The organism is Larkinella bovis, assembly GCF_042655385.1.
GTDB classification, from domain to species: domain Bacteria; phylum Bacteroidota; class Bacteroidia; order Cytophagales; family Spirosomataceae; genus Larkinella; species Larkinella bovis.
In genome coordinates this window covers 1,437,582-1,461,544 of sequence record NZ_JBHSMA010000001.1, presented here as the reverse complement: position 1 = coordinate 1,461,544, position 23,963 = coordinate 1,437,582, and the positions used below count along the sequence as shown (strand labels likewise).

Here is a 23,963-nt window from a genome sequence, read left to right as displayed (position 1 = left end):
TCCGCAAGATACACGATCCTGACCGACTCACCCGCGTCGGCGGCTTATTTTCGCCCACCACCGATACCAACCCCCAGTTTTATACCGGGGGAAGCAGGCTTGCTGGCGATGGCCTGACCAAAAAGATCGGATTTGGCGGTAGGGACAGTGTATTTAACCCCAGATTAAATTCTTAACCAGCGAAGAATGCTTGCTGTGGCGTTTCCAATCGCGCATACAAGCTGCAGTTTCGCCAGGCTATAACGTGTTGATTGCCACTAGACTGACATTGTTTCCGTTCATCCGAAGCCGGTTTTCTTTTTTTATCGTAATTTTGTAAACTGCGAGAAATCCTATGAGCAGTTTACTATGTTTACACTTCGAAAAATGACCCGTTCGGCGGTACTGCTGGCGGCTTTAAGCCCCGCACTACTGGCCCAACCCTCCCCTGAAAAAGCAAAAATGAGTGAGAATCCGCTGTTGCAACCGTTCAAGACACCGCACGGGACGGTGCCGTTTGACCAGGTAAAAAACGAGTATTACCTCCCCGCCCTGAAAGAAGCCATGACGATGGGCCGGAAGGAGATTGACGCCATTGTGAACAATCCGGCGGCACCGACGTTCGAAAATACCATTGTCGCACTCGAACGCGCCGGCGAAATGGTCAGCCGCGTTTCGTCGGTGATGTTCAACCTGAACAGTGCCGAAACCAGCCCCGACTTGCAGAAAATCGTGCGGGAAGCCTCGCCTTTGCTGACCGAATACGGCAACGATATTACGCTGAACGAGAAGCTTTTCAAGCGCGTCAAAACCGTCTATGACCAGCGGAATCAATTGAAGCTGGACGGGGAAGACCGGATGCTGCTCGAGAAATCCTACAAGAGTTTTGCCCGTAATGGCGCTAATCTGAAAGAGGCCGACAAGGAAAAATTCCGGGCGATCAACAAAGAACTGTCGCAGGCTTCGTTGCAGTTTGGCGAGAATGTGCTGAACGAAACGAACGAATACGTCCTGGAAATCACGGACGAAAAAGACCTGGCCGGGTTACCGGAATTTGCCCGGGAAGCGGCCAGGGCCACGGCGAAACAAAAAGGCAAAACCGGCTGGGTGTTTACGCTGCAAGCGCCGAGTTATCAGCCGTTTATGACCTATGCCGATAGCCGGGAGCTGCGGAAAAAGTTATTCGTTGCGTATAATTCGCGCGGTTTTCACAGCGACAAAAACGATAACCAGCAACTGATCGGGAAAATGGTACAGTTGCGGTACGACCGCGCGAACCTGCTGGGCTATAAAACCCATGCCGATTTTATTCTGGAAGAAAGCATGGCTGGTTCGCCGGAAAAAGTAAAGCAGTTTTTGAGCGAGCTGGCGGGCTATGCCAAACCGGTAGCGCAAAAACAACTGGCCGAACTGACGCGCTACGCGAAAGAGAACGGTTTTAAAGATGAACGGCTGGAACGCTGGGATTTCGGCTATTATTCCGAAAAACTGAAAAAGGAAAAATACGCGCTGGACGACGAAATCCTGAAACCGTATTTCAAACTGGAGAACGTCATTGAAGGAGTTTTTACGGTAGCGAATAAACTCTACGGCCTGACGTTCAAGGAACGGAAAGACATTCCGGTTTATAATCCGGAAGTAAAAACCTACGAGGTGTTCGATCAGGACGGTACGTTTCTGGCGGTTTTCTACGGCGATTATTTCCCCCGGGCGGGCAAACGCAGTGGTGCCTGGATGAACGATATTCAGGGCCAGAAAATCGAGAAAGGCGTGAATGTTCGGCCCCACGTGGTCAACGTCTGCAACTTCACCCGCCCCACCGAAACCAAACCGTCGCTGCTGACATTCAACGAGGTGACGACGCTTTTCCACGAGTTTGGACACGGGTTGCACGGTATGCTGGCGAACGGCAAGTACGAAAGTCTGTCGGGCACGAGCGTGTACCGTGATTTTGTGGAACTGCCTTCGCAGGTAATGGAAAACTGGTGTTACGACCCCGAAGCGCTGAAACTTTTTGCCAAACATTACCAAACTGGGGAAGTGATTCCGAACGATATGATCGAGAAAATCCGCGCCAGCCAGAATTTCATGGCGGGCATGTCGAACCTGACGCAACTGCGCTACGGGCTGGTGGATATGTACTGGCACGGCAATGCCCCCCACGGAGAAACCGTCGAGCAGGTGGAATCCAAGGTGGACTCGCTGGTGAATCTGTTTCCGAAAGTGCCCGGAACGGCGTTTAGTCCGGCCTTCTCGCACATCTTTGCGGGCGGGTATTCGGCCGGTTATTACAGCTATAAATGGTCGGAGGTACTGGATGCCGACGCGTTCGAGTTCTTCAAGGAAAAAGGGTTGTCGAGCCGGGAAGTGGCCGGTAAATTCCGGAAAAACGTGCTGGAAAAAGGGGGGACGGAAAAACCGATGGAGTTGTACAAGAAATTCCGCGGCCGCGAACCGTCTCCGCAGGCCATGCTGCGCCGGAGCGGTTTGACGCTCTGATAAAAGGCTAAAGTGAACGAAGCCCTGTATGATCGACACGCATCGTACAGGGCTTTTTTATAGGATGATTGCTTATTTTTCAATTCGTTTCGAGGCTGCGATGAGCAGCATCATTAGCCCAAAACCCAGCAGCGGGAAAGCCGGTAACCGGGCCGTCAGCGAGTTCATCGATAGCGGATCGCGGGTTTTGAAATAAATGGCCAGGGCCACCAGGGTTCCGCTCAGGGCCAATACCAGCAAACCATGACCTGCGTATACGTTGGGCCACAAAAACGTACCGGCTACCGCATCATAAATGCCATACAGAACAGCCATGCAATCGATGGCGACACCGATTCTGAAAAGCGATTTCATAGGGATTCGGGATTGTTGAGTTATCATGTTGCTGGAAGGGCTGGCGACAATTCCGGGGGTGGAATTGCGGCATGAAGTACCGGATTTGGCCCCGGGTTTGCCAGTTCGAGTCAATAACTGGCGGGTTTCGGTTCGTAAGTTGCAGGAATCAGCAATAAGTGGCAGACGCTACGGAAGCGACTTTAACAAACTTTAACGAGTCCCAAAGGCGGCAAACGGGGTTTATTTTCGTATTTTTGGAGAAATATACTTCGGCTACTGCCTGTTACCCCAATGCAAACCATCAAAGGAACAGATTCTAAAGTGACTTCCGAGACATCTTCGCCATCCAACACACTCTCCTATAACCGGCTGAATACGATCATCGGCTGGCTGCTTTTTGGCGTGGCCCTGATTACGTACACCATGACCGTCGAGCGGACGGCCAGCTTTTGGGACTGTGGCGAATTTATTGCCTGTGCGTATAAACTCCAGGTTCCGCACCCGCCGGGCGCCCCGTTTTTTCTCCTGACCGGCCGGCTTTTCTCGTTGCTGGCGTTCGGTGATGTAACCCAGGTTGCCTATTGGGTTAACATGATGTCGGTGCTCAGCAGTGCATTTTCCATCCTGTTTTTGTTCTGGACGATCACGATGCTGGGCCGCAAGCTGCTGGATAAGCAATTTAAAGACCTGACCCAGACCGAAACCTGGGCCGTTCTCGGGGCCGGTGCCGTCGGAGCGCTGGTATACACCTTTTCGGATACGTTCTGGTTTTCAGCCGTCGAAGCCGAGGTCTACGGGATGTCATCGTTCTTTACGGCCATCGTCGTTTGGGCAGCTTTCCGTTGGGAACTGATTGAAGATGAGGCCGCGGCCAATCGCTGGCTGATTTTCATTGCCTACCTGACCGGTTTATCGATTGGCGTTCACTTGCTGAACCTGGTAACGTTACCGTCACTGGCCTTGATCTATTATTTCAAGAAGAACCATAAGCCAACGATCGGGGGCGGTTTTATCGCGTTCTGTGTCGGGATGGCCATTCTGGGCATTATCAATGCCGGTATCATTCCCGGTTTGCCGACGACGGCTTTTGCGGTTGAACGGTTTTTCGTCAACACCTTCGGACTGCCGTACACCACCGGTATTTATGTCTTTTCGGCCCTCTTTATTGGCGTACTCGTCTACGGAATTATCTGGTCGTCGCGTCAGAACCGCCCGGTTTTGAACACCGCGCTGCTGAGTCTGGCTTTTGTCCTGATCGGATATGCTTCCTACATTCAGGTGCTGATCCGGTCGGACTATAACCCGCCGATCAATGAAAACAACCCGAGCGATGTCGTCAATTTCGTGTCGTACCTGAAACGGGAGCAATATGGCAGCCGCTCGCTGAGTTACGGACCCCTGTTCTTCTCCCGGCCCATCGATCAGAAAAAGGGTGCCCCTCAATATGCGAAAAAGGATGGGAAATACGTGATTTTCGATTACATGCCGGAATATATTTACGACAGCGACAAACAGATGCTGTTTCCCCGGATTTACAGTAATCAGAACAACCACCCCCAGTTGTATTCACAGATGCTGAACATTCCGCTGGATCAGCAGGGGCAACCCACCCGGAAAGTGACCTTAGGGGACAACCTGCAGTTTTTCTTCCAGTATCAGCTGGGGCATATGTACTGGCGGTATCTGATGTGGAACTTTGCGGGCCGGGCGGGCGATCAGGAAGGGTCGGGCTATTTGCTGCCCTGGTCGAGCGACAATGGCGTGCCCGATCTGATCAAGGATAACAAAGCCCGGGATAATTTCTACATGCTGCCGTTCCTGCTCGGGCTGTTCGGCATTGTGATTCAGTATTTCCGCCGGCCGAAGGACCTGCTGATCGTCGGGTTGCTGTTTTTCTTTACCGGGATTGCCCTGCAAATTTTCCTGAACTCACCGCCAACCGAACCGCGCGAACGGGATTATATCTACGTCGGGTCCTTCTATTTCTTTGCGATCTGGATCGGGCTGGGCGTGCTGGCGTTGATTGACGGTCTGGCGGCTTATCTGAAAAGTGATAAAATGCGCATCGGTCTGGTGGTGGGTCTGTGCCTGCTCGTACCGGCGATGATGGGTTTCAAGAGCTGGGATAATCATGACCGTTCGAACCGCTACCATTCCGTTGATTTTGCCAAAAACCTGCTCAATTCCTGCGCGCCGAATGCGATTCTGTTTGTCGGTGGCGATAATGACACCTTCCCCTTGTGGTACGCCCAGGAAGTCGAAGGCTTCCGGACCGATGTGCGGGTTTGTAACCTGAGTCTGCTGGGAACCGAGTGGTATATCCAGCAAATGAAACGCAAAACATACCAGTCGGATGCGCTGCCGATTTCGCTCGAATTTGCCCAGTTTAACAAGGGGAAAAACGACGTGATTCCGTTCTATGAAGTCCCGGCGGTGAAGAATGGCATCAACCTGAAGGAGTATATCGGTCTGGTGAAGCAGGATAATCCGGCCATCCAGGTGCCGCTGACAACCGGCGAAAAAACCAATATTCTGCCGTCACAGACTTTCTTCCTGCCCATCGACAAGGCCGAGGTACAAAAGCAGGGCTTTGTAACTCCGAATTTCATGCCGCTGGTGAAAGATACGCTGGTCTGGAATTACGGCAAACAGGACATCTACAAACCGGATCTGGTAATGCTTGACATCATTGCGACCAACAACTGGAAACGGCCAATCTATTTCTCGACCACGCTGGGTCAGTCCAACTACCTGAATCTGAAGGATCATATGCAGCTCGAAGGGTATGCCTACCGCCTGATGCCTTTCCAGGCTCCGGGGGCGTCCGACGGTTTTGTCAATTCGGAGATTATGTATGATGTCATGATGAAGAAAACCTTCTGGCGCGAAATGAACAACCCGAACTCGTACTACGATGATACGTACCGGGGCTCGCCCGTGATTTCGGCCCGGATAGCGTTCCTGCGTTTGGCCGATCAGTTGATGCGCGAAGGGAAGAATGCGCAGGCGAAGGAGGTAATTCAGCGGTCGTTGAATGTGATTCCGGATAAGGCAATTCCGTATGACCAGATTTCGACCAATTACATCCGGATTCTGCTCGAAGTGGGCGATTTGAAAACCGCCCAGCAAATAGCCGATGTGGTGGCCGGACGCGCCGACCAGAACCTGACCTACATCAAGAAAACCGGTGGGGGCCCCAACGAAGCGAACTTTGACCTGTATAATTTGCAGACCATCGTGAACGCGTTCCGCGAAACGAAGCAGGAGGATCTGGCGAAGAAATACGACGCCATCTTCCAGAAACATTTGAATACATTAGGATGATCAAGTCTCCCCGGCGGTTTTCGGAAAACCGCCGGGGATTGCTCTTTTAAGCCTTTTTTGTATGGTAACGTTGTTGTATTGTTTGGTAGTAACCTTCAGTATACCGGCAGATACCATCCGCTCGCCGAAGGGGGCACCGAAGTTTCCGAAGCCGCAGAGTACCATGCCGAATGCCAAACCGTCTTTCCGGTCGGATATGCCGGTGCATAAACCGGATGAAGGGGTGAACGTGCCGATGCCTAATTCAGCGGCTAACTTCCGGACGTTTCAGATTCCGCCGGTCAAGCCGGTGCCCGGTGATTCGACCAAACGCAGGAATACCGACTAAAACAGAAAACCCGGTCATTTGGCCGGGCTTTCTGTTTTATAGATAGTTTTTTATTCAGTGGAAAAAATCCTTCATTTTATCGAAGAATCCCTTTTCATTCTTGCCCGGTTTGGGTTGAAAATTCGGTGAGTTCCGTAGGCGTTCCAGGATGTTGCGCTCGTCGGAGCTGAGGTTTTTGGGCGTCCAGATGTTGATGTGAATCAACTGATCGCCCCGGCCGTAGCCATTCAGTTCTTTGATGCCCTTGCCTTTCAGGCGCAGAATTTTGCCGCCCTGGGTTCCCGGTTCCAGCGTAATCCGTGCGCGTCCGTCGATGGTTGGCACTTCTACGGAAGTACCGAGGGTCGCGTCGACAAAATTGACGTGCAGATCGTAGACCACATTATTGCCGTCGCGTTTCAGGTTTTCGTCTTCCTCTTCTTCGACCACGATCAGCAAATCGCCGGCCACCCCTCCGCGCGGAGGGACGTTGCCTTTGCCAGTGACCGAAAGCTGAATTCCTTCGGCAACACCCGCCGGAATCTTGATCGGAATCACGTCTTCCTGCAACAAACGGCCTTCACCAAAACAGGTATCGCACCGTTCGGTAACCATTTTGCCTTCGCCGTTACAGGTGGGGCAGGTGCTGGTTGAAACCATCTGGCCGAGCATCGTATTGACCACCTTCCGAACCTGGCCGGAACCGTTACAGCTGTTACAGGTAGTTACGGCCGTGCCGTTTCGGGAACCGTTGCCGCCACAGGTCGTACAGGCGACGTGCCGTTTCACCTTGATTTTTTTCTCGACGCCGTTGGCGATTTCCTGCAAATTCAGCTTCAGTTTGATCCGCAGGTCCGAACCGCGCCGAACGCGCCGTCCCTGCTGCTGACCGCCCCGTCCGAAGAAACTGCCGAACGGACTGTCGTCGCCGAAAATATCGCCGAATTGGGAAAAAATATCCTCCATCGACTGGGCACCACCACCCGCGCCGTTCATGCCCGCATGTCCGAACTGATCGTAGCGCGCTTTTTTCTGGGGGTCGCTCAGCACATCGTAGGCTTCGGCGGCTTCCTTGAATTTGTCCTCGGCGGTGGGGTCGTCCGGGTTTTTATCGGGGTGGTACTTGATCGCCATCTTCCGGTAGGCTTTTTTTACGTCTTCCGGCGAAGCGTTTTTCTCAATCCCTAATACTTCATAATAATCTCGTTTCGTAGCCATGTATCAATATCGTTGAAAACGAGCAAACTGAACAGGCTGCCCGGCACGGTGCGGCAGCCCATTCAGCTCGCTCATCGGATCGTTTTCAGTTAGGCACCCAGAATGACTTTTGCAAACCGGATCACTTTATCGTTCAGGAAATAGCCTTTCTCCGTTTCGTCGATTACTTTTCCTTTCAGGTCATCGCTGGGTGCCGGGAACTGCGTAATGGCTTCGTGCAGATCCGGATTGAAAACCTGACCAACGGACGTCATCGGTTTAACCCCTTTGGTTTCGAGTACTTTCGAGAATTTATTAAAGATAAGCTGAACGCCTTCTTTCAGGGCATCGACATCCGAGGTCGTTTCGGCGGATTTCAACGCCCGTTCGAAGTCGTCGATCACCGGCAGGAGTGCCACCAGCAGCCCTTCGTTCGCCGTCGAGATTAAGTCAATCTTTTCTTTGGCCGTCCGCCGACGGAAGTTTTCAAAATCGGCGTATAACCGGAGGTATTTATCTTTTAAATCAGTCAGTTCTCCACTTACTTTATCGAATTCGGAAAGGACGCCCTGGTCCTCCGTCGAAGCGGTTTCTTCCGCCGAATTGTCAGTGGACTCCTCGTTCTCCGTTAGGGATTCGTTGACGGTGTTGTCAGGTTGTTGTACAGTTTCTTGGTCTTCGGTATTCAAAGATTCTTTATTTTCCATACGCTTGGTTGTATTTCGTCGCCACCACATAGTGCCTTAAAAGTTGCAAATTAGTTGCCAATTTTCAGAATACTGACAAGATGGCATTTTTATTCAAAAAACCGGGTGGTTATCTTTAAGGATGAAACGCTGAACCTGTCAGGTTGAGTTCGGACTTTTCGGTAAAATGTGTCCTGTACACGCGGTGAAATGCTTGAAATAATTCAAAAACGGACCCAACTCATCAAAGCCAGCGCTACTGAACTGGGCTTCGATTTCTGCGGGGTTTCCAACGCGGAGTTTCTGGAGGAAGAAGCCCCCCGTCTCGAAGCTTGGCTTTCCCAAAACCGCCACGGACAGATGGGGTACATGGCCAATCACTTCGACAAGCGCCTGGACCCCCGGCTGCTGGTGGAAGGGGCGAAGTCGGTGGTAACGGTTTTGCTGAATTATTACCCCGAAAAAACCGTCGCGCAGGACGAAGACGGGTACAAAATTTCCAAATACGCTTACGGAACGGACTACCATTTTGTGATCAAAGACAAGCTCAAAACGCTGCTGGCGTATGTCCAGGACGAAATCGGGGAGGTGAATGGACGGGTTTTTGTCGATTCGGCTCCGGTGATGGACAAGGTCTGGGCCAAACGCAGCGGTTTGGGCTGGGTGGGCAAACATTCCAACGTGATTACGCGGGAAATGGGCAGTTTTGTGTTTATCGGGGAGATGATTCTGGACCTGGAACTGGAGGCCGACGGCCCCATGGCCGATTATTGCGGCACCTGTACCCGTTGCGTCGATGCCTGCCCGACGGATGCCATTACGGAACCGTATGTGGTGGATGGCAGCAAGTGCATTTCGTACTTCACCATTGAGCTAAAAGACGCCATTCCCGAGGAGGTAAAAGGCAAATTTGAAAACTGGATTTTCGGTTGCGACATCTGCCAGGACGTGTGTCCGTGGAACCGGTTTGCGCGGCCGCACCGGACCCCGGCTTTTGATCCTCATCCCGAACTGGCCGGTTTTAGCAAGCAGGATTGGGAAGAGATTACGCAGGATGTTTTTCAGGAGATTTTTCGCCGATCGGCCGTTAAACGCACGAAGCTGGAGGGCTTGAGACGCAATATTTCATTTGTTAAAACAAGTGAGTAAGCGTACGATCAGCAAAGAGGGTTGGCGGTTTTTTGTTCTGATTGACTAAATCAAATCATCATGGCATACACGGTAAAAGTTCAGTCAATTTTTCCAGTAACGCACAATGTCCATTGTATCCGGCTGGAAAAACCGGAAAACTTCACGTTCGTGCCCGGTCAGGCGACGGAGGTTTCGGTCAATAAACCGGGTTGGGAAGACGAAAAACGACCGTTTACGTTTACGGGACTCTCTTCGGATCCGTACCTTGAATTTACGATCAAGTCGTATCATGACCATGATGGGGTTACCAAACAGATCGGCTTGCTGCAGGTAGAGGATGAACTGATTATCGATGAACCCTGGGGAACGATCGAATACAAAGGCGAAGGTTATTTCATTGCCGGAGGGGCGGGTATCACGCCTTTTATGGCCATTCTCCGGCAGCTTCATAAAGACGGGCGACTGGGTAACAATACCTTATTTTTCTCGAACAAAACGGCCGCCGATATTATTTACGAACAGGAACTGAAAGCCCATCTGGGCGACAAGGCGGTTTTTGTGCTCACCCAGCCTGTCGAAGGGAGTGGACTTCCCAAAAACTACCTTGATGAAAGTTTTCTAAAACGTCATGTCGAACGCTTTGATCGTCATTTCTACGTCTGCGGCCCCGATCCGATGATTCAGCAGATTAATGATATTCTGGTCCGGAATGGCGCGGATCCGCAGGCCGTGGTCTTTGAGCAATAGAATCTTTTCCGGTAGCACGAAACCGGAAAGGGTGTAAATCTAACCGAATTGGGAGAGCCAGAAATCGATACAATTTCGTTTACGCTGGTTTACCAGGGGGATGAAATTCCGGTTCAAACCTACCGCAACCAGTATATTTCGTTGATGAGCCTGATTTCGGATACGCTCCAGATTCCGGATTTTGGGTTGTGCTGCGGGATGGGAAGCTGCGGAACCTGCGTGGTGGAAATCGGCGGGATGCGGGGGCTGGCCTGTGAAATATCGGTTGATGCGAGCCTAGCTAATACCCGGATTCTGATTCCCTAATGTCCATCCAGGCGAAAAGCTGGAGAAATTGGCTTCGGGTAGGAATGGTATCCCGACCCGAAGCCACTCCGTTTATTGCTGTCCTTCCGGCCAGTATTGGGCCATTTTACGCCGGAGAAACGCAACACTGCGTTCCAGTTGCGCCATTCCTTCCACGCCGTCTTCAATGCTGATCCAACCGTCGAAACCGACGCCTTTCAGGATGGTGAAAATGGCATCGTAGTCGTTCAGACCTTTGCCGATTTCGCCGTGGCTGAGTCGCTTGGCGTAGCCCAGAGCACCGCCTTCTTCCCGGCGCAAATCCTCGATCGTGCCCGATAGCAAAAACCGGTCGCTGGCGTGCATGGTGACAACCCGGTTTGCTACGCGCTTCAGCAAGTCCAGCGGTTCTTCGCCCGCCAGGAATGTATTGCTCGGATCGTAATTGACGCCAAAATTTGGATCGTGGATTTGATCAACCAATTGGCAGAAAACATCCATCTTCTGCGCAAATTCGGGGTATTCCCAAAAATCGTCCTTGTAATGATTTTCGATGATGAGCGTAATGCCGTGGTCGCGGGCGTAGGGTAAACAGGCTTCGATCGACTCGGCGGCTAGGCTAACACCCTGATCGATCGTGAGTTCGGGTCGTCGCTGGCCGGAAAGCACCCGGCAGTAAGAACCGCCCAGCGCGTAAGTCATGTCGATCCAGCGTTTCTGTTTGGCAATTTCGTTGGCGCGAAAGGCGGGATCGGGATGCGTGAAATCCGGCGAACAGCACATCATCGGAATCACTTTGCCGTGACTCTCGACTTGCTGACGAAACCGGGACCAGTTGGACTCGTCGGCCATTTCGAGAAAACCCGCGTACCATTCCAGCCCGTCGATGTCGAGCTTTACGGCGAGTTCAATCCATTCGGAAACCGTCATGCTACCGTCTTTGCAGAGGGCTTGCATAAAGGCTTTGGGAAAAGCAGCTAATTGGGGCATGAAACAGATTTTAGGTTTATGGGCTTACGGTATACGGTTTTCAGTAAAATGAATGCGTCAGCGACCGAAAATCGTATACCGAAAATCGTCAATTTTTGGGGGGATTCCGGCCGATGAGCGGGTATTGCTCCAGATCGACAATCTGACCGCTGACGGGGCCGCTTTCGTCGGCCAGCCAGTAAATAGCTGCGGCTGCAATTTCGGCGGGCCACAAAATACGACCGGCCGGGGCAAAAACCGGAGAAATGTCCTTGTACCAGTCGGCCGCCAGCCCCTGTTCGTGTTTCCGCCGGGCTTCATTTTCGGTCAGCACCCAGCCGGGATTGATCTGGTTGACCCGCACACCCGCTTCGCGGGCAAGCGTATCGCCCAGATTGCGGGTGAGCGTCATGAGGGCCCCTTTCGAAACACTGTAGGCCAGCAAATCCGGTTCGCCACTCCAGCCGTTCACCGAACCGATGTTCAGCACGCACCCCCGGTTTTGTTGCAGCTGGGGCAGGGCCGCTTTGATCAGGGCGAAAGGAGCGAGAGTGTTCACCTCCAGCATCCGGCGGAAAAAGGCTAAATCCGTGGTCTTTAGATTGGACGATGCCACAATGGCCGCATTGTTGACCACCGCATCGAGCCGGCCGAACGTCTGTACGGCGAGCGCAACCAGCCGTTCGGCAACGCCTTCGGTTGCCAGGTCTTCGATGTGCAAAACGGCATTGTCAGGACCCAGTTCCTGCACCAGTTCCTGACCCAATTCCGGCTCAAGCCCGTGGATAACCACCCGGGCACCCTCCGCAACGCAGCGTTTGGCAATGCCTTTCCCGATGCCGGTGCAACTCCCGGTAATAATGATAACTTTCTGGTCTAGGCGCATGATTCAAAAAGAGAGAAAAGACAAGAGACAATAGACCGGGAGGAAGACAACAGGGAGCAGCAAGGTCTGTCCTCTTTTGTCTATTCTCTTTCTTCTCTCAAAAAACTATACCGGTTTCAAAACGCTTTTGATTACCTCGCCATGGTGCATTTTTTCGAACGCTTCGTGCCATTCCGTAACGGGCCATACGCCCCCGATAATGGGTTTTACGTCGAGCTGACCGCTGGCTAACAGGGCCAGGACGCGCTCCCAGATCGGCCAGTTGTGGCTGAAGCTTCCCTGTAACGTCACGTTTTTCTGAACCAGTGCATCGAGCGAAAAGCCTAGCGGTTGCGGTCCCCAGCCCACCTTGGTGATGTGGCCGTTGGGACGAACCAGCTGCAGGGCAATCTTCAGCGTAATGCTGGCTCCTGCCGCGTCGATGATGCAGTCAGCCCCCAAACCATCGCGTTTTTTGGCCCATTCGGTGGCATCCCCGATGATGGCCTCGCAGCCGTACTGCTGGGCGATGGCCAAGCGGTGCCGGTCGGCTTCCAGCCCGACCACGGCCACTTCGGCTCCGCAAAGCCGCGCCATGGCGGCACACAGAATACCGATCGTTCCGGGACCGAGCACAATCACCCGGTCACCCGGTTTGAGCCGCGAATTTTCCACCACGGCATTGAAGGCGACACAACACGGTTCGGTGAGGCAGGCCTGCTCAAACGCCAGCACCTCCGGGACCTGGTGCAGACACCGCGCCGGAACGCTCACAAACCGGGTCATGGCCCCATTAACGCCGTATCCAAATCCTTTGCGGGTTGGGTCGAGGTTATACAATCCCTGGCGTGTCATGGGGCTATTCGGGTCGATCACGGCGGCTGTTTCGCTCACCACGCGGTCGCCTTCCTTCCAGCCGACCACCCGCTTTCCGACTTCAACAATGTGGCCCCCAAACTCGTGACCCAGCACAACGGGGTAATTCACAGGCCAGCTATGATCGGCCGTCCACTGGTGGAGATCGCTGCCGCAGACGCCCACATTGGCCACTTCCAGCAACACATCTTCGTCGCCAATCGACGGTTTGGGGATTTCACGAATTTCCACCGAGCCTTTCTCGGGAGCAAAATTGACAACAGCAGCAGACTTCATGGGTTTGGGTAATGAATTAAGATGGGCGGTAAAACCGCATCGCAGGATAAAGGTTATTTTCCAACGGCTACATCGCCGTACGCGTGAATTTTTTCGCAGATCAGTCGCAGCGAACTTTCCAGATCACCGTCGGCGGTTTTGAACGCATCGGCGTCGATGGTCAGCGGAGCACCCAGTACCACCAGCGGAGCGCCGAATTCGGGGCAGCGGATCGCCTGTTCCAGCGAGAGGCCCCCCACCGCCTGAACGGGGATGTTAACCGCCTGAACGACTTCGCGCAATTGGTCCAGCGGACTGGGCATCCGGTGGCCCTGGGCGGCAATCCCCCGGCGTTCGTCGTAGCCGATATGGTGAATGACATAATCGCACCCCAGGTCTTCGAGCCATTTGGCCCCTTCAACCATGTCCGGGCAAACCATGTTGTCGCCCATGACTTTCGCGCCAAAATCGCGCCCGGCTTTCACCACGCACTTAATCGTTTCGGCATGGGCCCGGGCCATGACCACCACGTGCGTAGCACCGGCTTTCGCCATCATTTCGGCTTCGAGATACCCACCGTCCATGGTTTTGAGGTCGGCTACGATGGGCACCCCCGGGAACGCTTCGCGCAGTTTCCGGACACCGTGTAAACCTTCGGCCAGAATCAGGGGCGTTCCGGCTTCGAGCCAGTCGACACCCGCGCGCATGGCTAACGCGGCCGTTTCGAGGGCTTCATCAATATTGGTCAGATCAAGGGAAATTTGAACGATGGGCTTCATTACCTGGGAAAATGGATAAATGGACGGTTGGGGTTGTGTTTGGTTTTATTGCCGTAAGCGGTTTTTCTCTACTGGACTACTCATTTTTTGGTAAAAAGGGCCATTATTTTGTAAATAATTCCTTTTCAAATAGTCGGAATTGGAGAACAGGCAGTATGTTGAAGGGGAGCAATGCAAGACGTTTTACCGGCTCACCTGCTAAATTTGAAAAAGATGGCGAAAGCACCGACCTCAACGTTGCTTGAGAAGTTGAAAAGCGGACGGAATGTATACGGTACCTGCATTACCTCTACGGCACCGATGTGGCCGGTGACCCTGCAGCGGGCCGGTCTTGACTTTGTTTTTCTGGATACCGAACACATTCCGCTCGACCGGGCCGAACTGGCCCGTTTGTGCCAGATCTTCCGCGCTTACCAGATCACCCCAATTGTCCGCATTCCCAAACCCGACCCGTTTCTGGCCTGTCAGGTGATTGACGGTGGGGCCATTGGCGTCATTGCGCCGTACCTGGAATCCGTTGAGGAAATCATGGACCTGGTGGGAGCCACGAAGTACCGGCCGTTGAAAGGAGAGCGTTTGGCGCGGTACGTGAGCGGCAAAGAACCCATGCCGGATGATTTGCGGCAGTACATTCAAACCTACAATACCGGCAATATCTGCATTGCCAACATTGAAAGTGTGCCGGCCCTGGAGCGCCTGGACAAGATGCTGTCGGTGCCCGGACTCGATGCGGTTTTTATCGGTCCGCACGATTTATCGGTGAGTTTAGGGCTTCCCGAGCAATACGATCATCCGGAGTTTAAAGCGGCCGTTCGGACAATTATTCATACCACGCGTGCCAAAGGTCTTTCGATCGGTATCCATTTTTCCCAGTCGCCCGACCGGCAGATTCAGTGGGTAAAAGAGGGTGTCAATATCATTGTCCATAGCTTCGATGTGGCCCTGTTTGGGCAGCGACTACGCCATGATATCGGTAGCATCAAAAAAGCCGTTGGCGACGAGGCTCCTACCAGTGATGATTCCTCGCTCGTGATTTAAGTCCGAACCGAGGCCGGCTACCTGACTAAAAAGGCACTGTATAAGTAAAAACCGGTCTTTTGGGGCTTATTGACACATGATGGATCAAATTAAATGGGGGATTATCGGTTGCGGAAATGTAACCGAAGTCAAAAGTGGGCCAGCTTTTAATAAAGTGCCCAATTCAACATTGGTAGCGGTGATGCGCCGGGATGGCGAACTGGCGGCTGATTACGCGCTGCGGCATGGTGTTCCGAAATGGTACGACGATGCGGATGCATTGATTAACGATCCGGACGTCAATGCCATTTATATTGCCACCCCGCCGGGGTCTCACGTGGATTACGCGATTCGGGCCTTGCGGCTGGGCAAACCGGTGTACGTGGAAAAACCGATGGCCCGGAATGCCGCCGAGTGCGAAGCGATGAATCAGGTTAGCCGCGAAACCGGTGTGCCATTGTTTGTGGCCTATTACCGGCGTTGTCTGGATTACTTCCTGAAAGTGAAAGAGTTGATTGATCAGCGCGTCATTGGCGATATCCGGTTTGTGGATATTCATCTCCATTGGCAGCCGTACGTCGAAGAGGTGGGCGAAAATCCGCAGCCGCGCTGGCGGGTTTTCCCGGAGATTTCCGGTGGTGGGCACTTTCACGATCTGGCGGCCCATCAATTCGATTTTCTGGAATATGCCCTGGGACCGATCAAAACCGCCAGCGGAATTGCCCGCAACCAGGCCGGGTTGTACGAGCCGGAGGATGTGGTGGTGGCCAATTTCGAGTTTGAGTCCGGCGTACTCGGGCTGGGAAGCTGGTGTTATACCGTCAACAAGGAGCAACGCATCGACGAAGCCTACCTGATTGGATCAAAGGGGAAAATCACATTCTCGTTTTTCGAGAAGTTTGATATTAAAGTCGAAACCGCAGCGGGAACGGAAGTTTACCACATTCCGTATCCGCAACACGTTCAGCAGCAGCTCATCGAGACGATTGTCAACGAATTGCGGGGCGAAGGAAAGTGCCCCAGTACCGGCGAAACCGGAGCGCGTGCCAGCCGGATCATGGACTGGATTACGGGACGGGGTTAAACGAGTTATTTCGCGGAGTTGAGCGGAGTTTTCAGTGGCTCCGCTCAACTCCGCGAAATAATTACCCTTCGCTATTCCGTTTTCCGCCCTTTCGACAAATAGTACAGCGGCAGGCCGATCAGCACGATGATCAGGCCCGGCCAGGTGAAATTCGGTTTGTAGACGATCAGCAGACCGCAGAAGCTCAATCCCATCAGAATATACAGCGCAGGCAGGAACGGATACCCGAAGGCCTTGTACGGTCGTTCCAGATCTGGGCGTTTGGCGCGGAGGATGAAAATTCCGGCAATCGTCAGGACGTAGAAAATCACGACCACGAAGGAAATCATGTCGAGTAAATCACCGTATCGACCGCTCAGGCAGAGCACCGATGCCATGATCGCCTGAATCCAGAGCGCAAATTCAGGCACCGCGTGGCGGTTCAGGTCCGCCGTCCGTTTGAAGAACAACCCATCTTTCGCCATCGTGTAATACACCCGCGCGCCCGCCAGAATCAATCCGTTATTGCAACCGAAGGTCGAAACCATGATCATGAACGCAATGAGCCCGGTACCGATCGGACCAAAAATTGCCTGAGCCGCTGCCACAGCCACCCGGTCTTTTTCGGCCGTGGCAATCTCGGTCATCGGCAGTACAGAAACGTACATGACATTGGCCATGATGTAAATCACCGTGACAATCATGGTGCCCAGAAACAGACTCAACCCGATGTTTCGCTTCGGATTGACAATTTCGCCCGCAATGAAGGTAACACTGTTCCAGGCATCGCTCGAGAAAATGGAACCTACCATCGCAGCAGCAATCGCGCCCAGAGCGGCAGCCATCGTGTACGATTCAAACGAACCATCGGGGAGCAGTTTTTGCAGACTCCAGGCATTGGTCCAGTTGGCATCCCAGACGTCCGCTTTCGCCATGAACAAACCGGCCACAATCAGCCCAAAGAGACTCAATAGCTTGGCGGTTGTGATCACCGTTTGCAGCAGTTTTCCGCCCTTAACCCCTTTGGTGTTGATGTAAGTCAGAAAGATGATGAGGACGATGGAAAGCAATTGAGCGGGTGACAGCTTGAACGAACCGGCGCTGAACAGCACCAGATCTTCGCTGACCTGTGGAATGAAATACGCGGTGAATTTAGAAAACGCCACACCCACGGCGGCAATGGTGCCGGTTTGGATAACGGCAAAAAGGCTCCAGCCGTACAAAAACGCAATGAGTGGGTTGTAGGCTTCTTTCAGGTACACATACTGTCCGCCAGCCTTGGGATACATTCCGCTTAACTCGCCGTAACTCAAAGCCGCCGTCAGGGTCATAATACCGGTTATAAGCCAGACCATCAGCAGCCAGCCGGACGAACCGACGTTGCGGATGATGTCGGCACTGACGATGAAAATACCGGAACCGATCATACTGCCCACTACGAGCAGGGTTGCATCCACCAATTTGACTTCTCGTTTCATACTGCCCGAGTCGGTCATCTCTTTCTGGCTGGTTGCGTATTCAGCGGAGCTTTTGTCCATTTTCAGTAAAAGTTTCGGAAGGAATCGTTAGGAGTAAAGGTGAACGTTCACGAATTGACAGAAAGCCCCAAAATACGCAAAAAAGTCAGCATTCAAACATCGAATACCGATTCATCGCACCCGAAAAATCCGGCTGGCGGAGTAGGTCTGCCCAAATTGATCGGTGGTCCGAATGCTTAACCGATGGGTTCCTTTGGGGATATTTTTCGGCATACTGCCCCGCCAGATGTGATGCGAGGTTTCGGGTTCGTCCATTTTCCACCCAAATACCTTCTCCAGTTTCGTTCCGTCGACCGTCGCGTCGAGGAAGGGGCCCAGCTGGGCCATGGCCGCCACGGCGGGGTCACCCGACGGTTTCAGGCTCAGCGGTATCCAGCCGGTCTGCCCCGGCACCTGCATTTCCACCGTCGAACGCGCCGAACCGGCAAAGACATTGACAACCACCTGGGTGGTATCCCAGTTCGCCGGTGATTGCTCTTCCGGCAGGTAAATATTCATCTGGTAATCAGCCGGTCGGCGGGCGGCTTTAAACTGGATTTTGTATTGATTTCCGTTGAAGGTCAGGATGGAATAACCGTTTGGCGCTCCGTCGTTCATGGTGGCATGCGGAATACCCGTTTCATCTTTCAGGCCTACCCACCAGCTGCCGCAAACGGTTGCATTGATGAAATGATGGTGTGGTTTCGGTCCGTTCCAGCCCCATTTTGAATCCGCAAAAACGTGGGCCATGGTGTGCGTATGACCCGAAACCGAGAAGGTATGGGGGCGCTTTTCCAGCAGTTGAAACAGTTCGTTCCGGTTACCGCTCCTGACCAGTGGGGCGTGCATGACCAGCACCACCAGTTTGTTTTCCGGTACATGCTTCAGGTAGTTGCGGACAAAATCAATCTGAGTGTCCGTAAACTGTGATTTGTATTTACCGTCTGGGGTAAAGTAAATGTTTTTCAGTACGATAAAAGCAACCTGGCCGTATTCGAAGGCGTAGGTGCTCGGTCCGTAAAACCGTTCGAAGGTTTCGTCGCTGAATTGATCGTCGGTGGCGCCCCGGTTGAAGTCGTGGTTACCGAAGGTGTTGTACCAGGGAATACCGATCTGGGCCACCCCGGCGTTGATTTCCCCAAACAGGTTCGGGTCGTCGGCCACAATGTCGCCCAGTGTAATACCGAATTTCGCCGACGTTCCAATACATTCTTCTACCACATCGTGCATGACGTAATTGACTTCCGTCAGTCCCCGGGCCTGCGGGTCACCGAAGAGCAACACCGAGAACTGTTTGTCCTCGGCCTGCGGGCGGAGTGGGAAATCGATGGAGCGTGGCAGCGGTCCGGTGGGGGCAACCCCCTCGGTTTGCGTCGTGGGCGAGCCCTTGGGTTTGTGCAGGTAGTAATGCCGGGGAAGCTGTTCGGCACTGACCGGCACCTGGTAACCCGCCGGTTTGATCACGAAGAAACCGGTATCGCCGTTAACGGGCAGCGTCCATTTTCCCGCTTTGTCGGTGGTTGTCACCTCGCGCCCGTTCGAAACGCAGATGTTGGCCAGCCCTGGTTCGTTTTTGTCGCGGACTTGGTTATTATTCAGGTCGTTGTAAACCGTTCCCGAAGCCGTGTTCTGGGCGTACGAGAAACCGGACAGAATAAAAGACGAAAAAAGATAGAATGAGGCAAATTTCTTCATGCCAATACAGTTAGTGGGTAAATGCCGTTGGGGTACGGCTTATTTCCGAATCAGCCAGATTTCGGTGACCTGCGAACCACGTTCGCCTTCCCCGCACGTCCAGATGAACGTGACCTTTCCATCGGCGGTAACGGCCCGGGGAACCTCAAACTCGTAAATAGGTTCCTCGCCGGTTTGAATGAAATCGTGAATGACAGAACCGTCGTCGGTCATGAGCTTCATCCGGGACCGGAACCGTCCGGTATAGGCGATGCGCATCCGGTACGAAGCCGCCGGGTCCAGTTCAGTATACGCAATTTTTAGCGGTTGGTCGTATAGCGTTTTCGCTTGCTTCATCCAGACGCGTGGCGTAATCTGGCCTTTGAAACCGGTTGCTTTGATTTCGTCTACCCATTCAACGCCAACCAGGCCGACGCCAAAACCGATGCGGGGGCCGAGCAGACTACCGGGGTCTTTCTCCCAGGGTTCGCCCGGAACGACGCGGTGCCAGCTTTCCGGCGCGCCGAAATGATCGTAAAAACCGCCGGGACCGGGGTCGGTGCGGTGGAGCATTTCGCTGATTTTCGAAAGGCGGGCTTTCTCGTCAGTCAGTTTTTCAACCCTGGCGAACTGATCGAACAGCCAAGGCATATCGTTGAGCGGAATGTCGATGTTGTCGATAAAATTACCCCGGCCCGACATCGCACCGTGCTTTTCGATGGTCAGCTGCGCCCCGATGCTTTTGAATAGCGAATCGGCCAGGGCGAAACATTTCGCCCGGAGGTCGGGCCGGATCGGTTGTTTCCAGGCTTTTTCCAGAATGGTTTTGGCCTGTTGAATGGCCGGCAACGACCCGGTTTTTTCGGCCTGTGTCAGTCGGTCGCGGGCCTGTTGTTCCAGCTCGGTTTCATACAGTAACCGCCGTTGCGTGTACGCATCGAAATAGGCCCGAATCAGTCCCATCTGAAACCGGGGATTCTGCTGGACTTTTAGCGGGACTTGTTTTTCCAGCGCCTGCCACTGCATCAACGTTTGTGGAATGGCCTGGTTGGTTAACAAACTGCCCCGCCAGTTTTCCTCCAGCGACATCACCGCACGGACAAACGGTTCGGTGAAATCCGGGCCAATGAACAGACGGGCGTAGTCGCGCAGGGTTTCGACGACCGGCGTTTCGGGGTTCCAGTCCTGCGAGCTCCAGACAAACTTGTTTACATCGTCATTGGTACCTTCGGAGTAGCTGATGCTGCCGTTTCCGAACTCATCCAGGCTGTTGTGAATTAACTTTTCGTCGTGCGGGCGGGGGTTGATGGTTTCCCGACCCGCAGTCATCGACCAGGTCAGGTCCCAGTGCGGAACCGGGTATTGCGAGCTGTAGTTGTGCGTGATGTCGGGATAATGCCGGATGGGAATCGACGGGTTGACAAGCTTCCTGATTTCCTGAACGGGCAGCTTGACCCACGGCCCAAAAACCACCCCGCCGAACCACGGATAACCGCTGTTCACGTGTTTGAAAAAGGCATTGAACCAGGCCTGGGTGGGGCGGAAAACCTGCGGGGAAACCCAGATTTTAGCGTTGGGATGGTATTGCTGCAACAGGGCGGCTTCCTTTTCCAGCCAGCGAAACATTACATCGGGTTCCAGGTCGCCGGGATCACCCCCCGGAACAAAAACCGCATCCAGTTTCGGGAGGGCGGCAAACACTTCCTTCCGTTCGTTCAGCTCCTTCCGGACTGAATCCGGATGAACATAATCGCTGCCCATGTTGGGATACCACATCCAGACGTCCAGACCGTATTCCTGGCAGATCCGGGATTGTTCCCTGATCATTTTGATCGCGGGCAGTTTCATGTGCGGGCTGGTCGCGTCATCGTCCGTACGCGGGGGCACGATTTCGAAGCTATTGGCCCCGAATAACGCCAGATCCCGAATGTACTGATCGAACTGCGCCACCGAAAACGCATCGTACGCGTTGGTTTTCGGTCGATATCCCAGTTGATGCCCCCGGATTGGATAGCGTGGACTGGTGGATACCGTGGCTTTCTGGGAAATCAAAAACTGACCGGGTCGCATTTCGGCTTTTCGCAGTAATTGCCCCACGCCGTAGAGTAAACCACGGGCATCTTTCCCGATGATGAAAACCTTCTTTTCGTTTTCCAGTACCAGCAGTTTGAATCCTTCCTTTTCGATGGCGGGGAGGGCATCCAGTGCGGTCCGGATGGGGGCGGGTAGGCTGGTTAATTGGTTTTCCGTAGAAAGAAAAATCGTGGGTTGGCCAGCAGCCGGTTGTTTTTGGGCGATGGACAAGCGGATCTGACTGCGCTTTTCCACTTCCTGCTGCAACACCTCCAACGTTCGCAGTCGGATTTTGGGGTCTTTTACCGGACTGTAAATCTGGGCTTTGGCCAAATCCATCCCATCGGCCTGCGTCGGGTTGGATAGCAAGCTAAAAAAGAAACCAAATAGGCACCAAAATAGGGTTAACTGACGCATGTGATTTTGTTCTGGGAAGGATTTAAATGTTCGCTCTGTCATCTCCTGACGACGGAGCGGTGATGAAATACATTACTTGCTGGTGCTGATCCGTACGTCATCTACGTAGAACAGCGCGGGCGAAACCGGTTCATCGGCTCCCGGCAGAGGAGGTTCTGGGTCTTCATTCGGCGTTTTTCGGTTGGGCAAATTCCGGTAGGGTCCCGTCCGGATCGACAGGCGTTCCACCGACTTCACGGCTTCGGCCAGCGCGGCTTTTTCCAGAACGGTTTTCCCGTCAATCGCCAGGTCGTAGCTACCGTTCAGGCTGGCGTTGACGCGGAAGCCAACCTCATACCATTTTCCGGCCTGGTAAGTCTGGATCACTTTTTCCTGGCTACCATTCGTGACGACGATGTTTCCTTTTTCGTCAAACCGCAACCGGACCGGGCGGTTTCCGTAGCGATCCGTCAGATCGATTTCCAGCGTGCCGGTATTGTTCTGGGCCGCCCGGATTTTTAGTTTGGTTTCAATGCGGTTTCCTTCTTCAAAGACCCGAATGGCACGAGCGTAATCATAGGGGTCTTTGTCGGATAACTCGAGGCATTTGCCGGTTCCGTTCGGGCTATTCACCACCGTCACCGGTGCCCATTGCGGGGCGTAGATATTCCAGTCGGTGACCCCGCCGTTGAGCGTCAGTCCATCAAAGTTGTCGGCTACCGGTCCCGAAACCGTGTATCGGATGGGCGTTGGTACGCGGCTAACCCAGATGTCTTCCTTGTTCATGCTGTAGGTAAGCCACATGTCGTTGCCGGGCGGATTGCCGTTGCCTTCTTCAATACCCCGCGTATAACACGGGCCAAAATCTTTCCAGCGACCGAAAAACCGCCGGGGCGGCACTTCGCCCTGCACAATCAGCATGTTATCGTAGAGAATGCCATCATCGCCGGAAACGACAATCAGCGGAAACCGGTGCTCATTGTATTCGGTCGGGTTATAGCAAATAGCGTAGCGACCATCCTCTGTCCGCTGGCCCCACTGCTTCCCGCCCGCCATTACAAAGGTCGGTACCTTGACGGGTTTGGAAAAGGTTTGCCCGTTGTCGGAGGACAATCCACTGTGCGACCATTTCCACAAGGCAACGGTTTTTCCGTCTTTACGGCGGTAATACGAGAGTGCTTCGCGGCCTTCTTTTCCGTTGTAAAAACCGTCTAATCCCCGGTCTTCATCCCACCACTGAAAAGTCATCAGTTTGTCGGATAATAGGGCGTTGCAGGCGTCGATAAAACCGGCATCCGGAGATTTTTTATAGAACGGATAACTCGTATTGGTCTCGTTCCACTGCACGCCATTGACGGTTTTGTGGCTGGTGTAGCGGATGAAGTAAATCGGGCCGTATGAGCCGTCTTTGTAAGCTTCCCGCACCACGCGCCCGATTCCGCCTTCCTTGAAGGGATCTTCGGCATGGCCGTAAAACGCCAGCACCAGCAGTCGGCCATTGGGGGCGACGTAGAAACCCATGCGCTGGTGCATCATGTAACCGTTGGAGCTATCGGGGATCTGGACACCCTTGGGGGGTACATAAGGCGGAAAAACGACCGTGGGTTTGGACCACTGCCGCCCGTCTTTTGACGTCGTGATCAGGGTTTGGCCCGGCGAAATGTGTTCGTCGACGGGGTTGCTGAGGTATTGCTGGTAAAAAGTGTTGTTCCAGTAGCAGAGATTGGGGGCATGGTTATAGGTCCAGCCGTGATCGTCGGCCCATTCGGCGTGCGTACGGTTTACCCGAACGGTTTGCCGGCTTTCCACGCCGATGGCGTACCGCAGGCGACCTTCGTGAACCGTCGGATCGACGGTTTCGCCACCAACGTAGCGAACCGGTTCGGCGGGGCTACCGGTTTGGGCGACCGCGCTCAGGTGGGTTAGTAACGAAAAGAAGAGGATGTGGGTGGTTTTAGGAAACATCAGGCAAGGGTTATTGAGTCAGG

Annotated in this window: 20 protein-coding genes; 9 read left to right on the top strand and 11 right to left on the bottom strand. The window is 53.5% G+C overall.

Features of this window, described 5'->3' with window-relative positions; genetic code table 11:
- The first annotated feature begins 441 nt into the window (after positions 1-441).
- The gene (locus ACFPMF_RS06095) at positions 442-2,478 is read left to right on the top strand and encodes a M3 family metallopeptidase (RefSeq protein ID WP_379842749.1); all 2,037 of its coding nucleotides are present in this window, start codon (positions 442-444) and stop codon (positions 2,476-2,478) included.
- 72 nt (positions 2,479-2,550) lie between these two features.
- Here ACFPMF_RS06095 and ACFPMF_RS06090 read toward each other — a convergent pair whose 3' ends face one another.
- Positions 2,551-2,832, bottom strand: coding sequence for a hypothetical protein (locus ACFPMF_RS06090; RefSeq protein WP_379842164.1), 282 nt, complete (start codon positions 2,830-2,832; stop codon positions 2,551-2,553).
- A 273-nt stretch (positions 2,833-3,105) separates the two neighbouring features.
- On the opposite strand from ACFPMF_RS06090, the gene ACFPMF_RS06085 reads away from it, so the two are divergent.
- Both ACFPMF_RS06085 and ACFPMF_RS06080 read left to right on the top strand, forming a co-directional pair.
- Complete coding sequence (locus tag ACFPMF_RS06085) at positions 3,106-6,138, top strand: glycosyltransferase family 117 protein (protein ID WP_379842162.1); 3,033 nt, start codon at positions 3,106-3,108, stop codon at positions 6,136-6,138.
- Between the two features lie 61 nt (positions 6,139-6,199).
- A complete protein-coding gene (locus ACFPMF_RS06080; protein ID WP_379842160.1) occupies positions 6,200-6,466 on the top strand; it encodes a hypothetical protein in 267 nt (88 codons plus the stop codon).
- 54 nt (positions 6,467-6,520) lie between these two features.
- On the opposite strand, the gene dnaJ is transcribed toward ACFPMF_RS06080, so the two are convergent.
- Both dnaJ and ACFPMF_RS06070 read right to left on the bottom strand, forming a co-directional pair.
- Complete coding sequence (gene dnaJ, locus ACFPMF_RS06075) at positions 6,521-7,663, bottom strand: molecular chaperone DnaJ (RefSeq protein WP_379842158.1); 1,143 nt, start codon at positions 7,661-7,663, stop codon at positions 6,521-6,523.
- Positions 7,664-7,752: 89 nt separating this feature from the next.
- Positions 7,753-8,349, bottom strand: coding sequence for a nucleotide exchange factor GrpE (locus ACFPMF_RS06070; RefSeq protein WP_379842156.1), 597 nt, complete (start codon positions 8,347-8,349; stop codon positions 7,753-7,755).
- A 189-nt stretch (positions 8,350-8,538) separates the two neighbouring features.
- Between ACFPMF_RS06070 and queG the strand changes: the two genes are divergently transcribed.
- Genes queG through ACFPMF_RS06055 form a run of 3 tightly spaced genes read left to right on the top strand, consistent with a single transcriptional unit; the run spans position 8,539 to position 10,512 of the window.
- Positions 8,539-9,477 (top strand): tRNA epoxyqueuosine(34) reductase QueG, encoded by a 939-nt coding sequence (gene queG / locus ACFPMF_RS06065; protein ID WP_379842154.1) that lies wholly within the window; start codon positions 8,539-8,541, stop codon positions 9,475-9,477.
- A gap of 60 nt (positions 9,478-9,537) precedes the next feature.
- Positions 9,538-10,206 carry a ferredoxin reductase domain-containing protein gene (locus tag ACFPMF_RS06060; protein WP_379842152.1) on the top strand — a complete coding sequence of 223 codons (669 nt, stop codon included), beginning with the start codon at positions 9,538-9,540 and terminating at the stop codon, positions 10,204-10,206.
- Between the two features lie 48 nt (positions 10,207-10,254).
- A complete protein-coding gene (locus ACFPMF_RS06055; protein ID WP_379842150.1) occupies positions 10,255-10,512 on the top strand; it encodes a hypothetical protein in 258 nt (85 codons plus the stop codon).
- Positions 10,513-10,584: 72 nt separating this feature from the next.
- On the opposite strand, the gene ACFPMF_RS06050 is transcribed toward ACFPMF_RS06055, so the two are convergent.
- The 4 genes from ACFPMF_RS06050 to ACFPMF_RS06035 form a co-directional block, all read right to left on the bottom strand.
- On the bottom strand, positions 10,585-11,481 hold the full coding sequence (locus ACFPMF_RS06050; protein ID WP_379842148.1) for a sugar phosphate isomerase/epimerase family protein: 897 nt from the start codon (positions 11,479-11,481) through the stop codon (positions 10,585-10,587).
- Positions 11,482-11,569: 88 nt separating this feature from the next.
- On the bottom strand, positions 11,570-12,346 hold the full coding sequence (locus ACFPMF_RS06045; RefSeq protein WP_379842146.1) for an SDR family NAD(P)-dependent oxidoreductase: 777 nt from the start codon (positions 12,344-12,346) through the stop codon (positions 11,570-11,572).
- Between the two features lie 105 nt (positions 12,347-12,451).
- Positions 12,452-13,477 (bottom strand): zinc-binding dehydrogenase, encoded by a 1,026-nt coding sequence (locus ACFPMF_RS06040; protein ID WP_379842144.1) that lies wholly within the window; start codon positions 13,475-13,477, stop codon positions 12,452-12,454.
- A 53-nt stretch (positions 13,478-13,530) separates the two neighbouring features.
- Positions 13,531-14,235: an orotidine 5'-phosphate decarboxylase / HUMPS family protein gene (locus tag ACFPMF_RS06035; RefSeq protein ID WP_379842142.1), complete on the bottom strand. Its 705-nt coding sequence runs from the start codon at positions 14,233-14,235 to the stop codon at positions 13,531-13,533.
- Positions 14,236-14,246: 11 nt separating this feature from the next.
- Here ACFPMF_RS06035 and ACFPMF_RS06030 point away from each other — a divergent pair, with 11 nt between their 5' ends.
- The 3 genes from ACFPMF_RS06030 (at position 14,247) to ACFPMF_RS06020 (ending at position 16,336) form a co-directional block, all read left to right on the top strand.
- A complete protein-coding gene (locus ACFPMF_RS06030) occupies positions 14,247-14,480 on the top strand; it encodes a hypothetical protein (RefSeq protein WP_379842140.1) in 234 nt (77 codons plus the stop codon).
- On the top strand, positions 14,449-15,273 hold the full coding sequence (locus ACFPMF_RS06025) for an HpcH/HpaI aldolase family protein (RefSeq protein WP_379842138.1): 825 nt from the start codon (positions 14,449-14,451) through the stop codon (positions 15,271-15,273). The genes ACFPMF_RS06030 and ACFPMF_RS06025 overlap by 32 nt, the downstream gene beginning before the upstream one ends.
- 79 nt (positions 15,274-15,352) lie before the next feature.
- Entirely contained in the window at positions 15,353-16,336 is a 984-nt protein-coding gene (locus tag ACFPMF_RS06020; protein ID WP_379842748.1) for a Gfo/Idh/MocA family protein, read from the top strand.
- A gap of 71 nt (positions 16,337-16,407) precedes the next feature.
- Here the strand turns inward: ACFPMF_RS06020 and ACFPMF_RS06015 are convergent, their stop codons facing one another.
- From ACFPMF_RS06015 to ACFPMF_RS06000, 4 genes are all read right to left on the bottom strand, one after another.
- Complete coding sequence (locus ACFPMF_RS06015) at positions 16,408-17,853, bottom strand: APC family permease (RefSeq protein ID WP_379842136.1); 1,446 nt, start codon at positions 17,851-17,853, stop codon at positions 16,408-16,410.
- Between the two features lie 111 nt (positions 17,854-17,964).
- Positions 17,965-19,527: a calcineurin-like phosphoesterase C-terminal domain-containing protein gene (locus ACFPMF_RS06010; protein WP_379842134.1), complete on the bottom strand. Its 1,563-nt coding sequence runs from the start codon at positions 19,525-19,527 to the stop codon at positions 17,965-17,967.
- Between the two features lie 39 nt (positions 19,528-19,566).
- Positions 19,567-21,948 carry an alpha-glucuronidase family glycosyl hydrolase gene (locus tag ACFPMF_RS06005; protein ID WP_379842132.1) on the bottom strand — a complete coding sequence of 794 codons (2,382 nt, stop codon included), beginning with the start codon at positions 21,946-21,948 and terminating at the stop codon, positions 19,567-19,569.
- Between the two features lie 120 nt (positions 21,949-22,068).
- Positions 22,069-23,940 (bottom strand): hypothetical protein, encoded by a 1,872-nt coding sequence (locus ACFPMF_RS06000; protein ID WP_379842130.1) that lies wholly within the window; start codon positions 23,938-23,940, stop codon positions 22,069-22,071.
- Positions 23,941-23,963 lie beyond the last annotated feature (23 nt).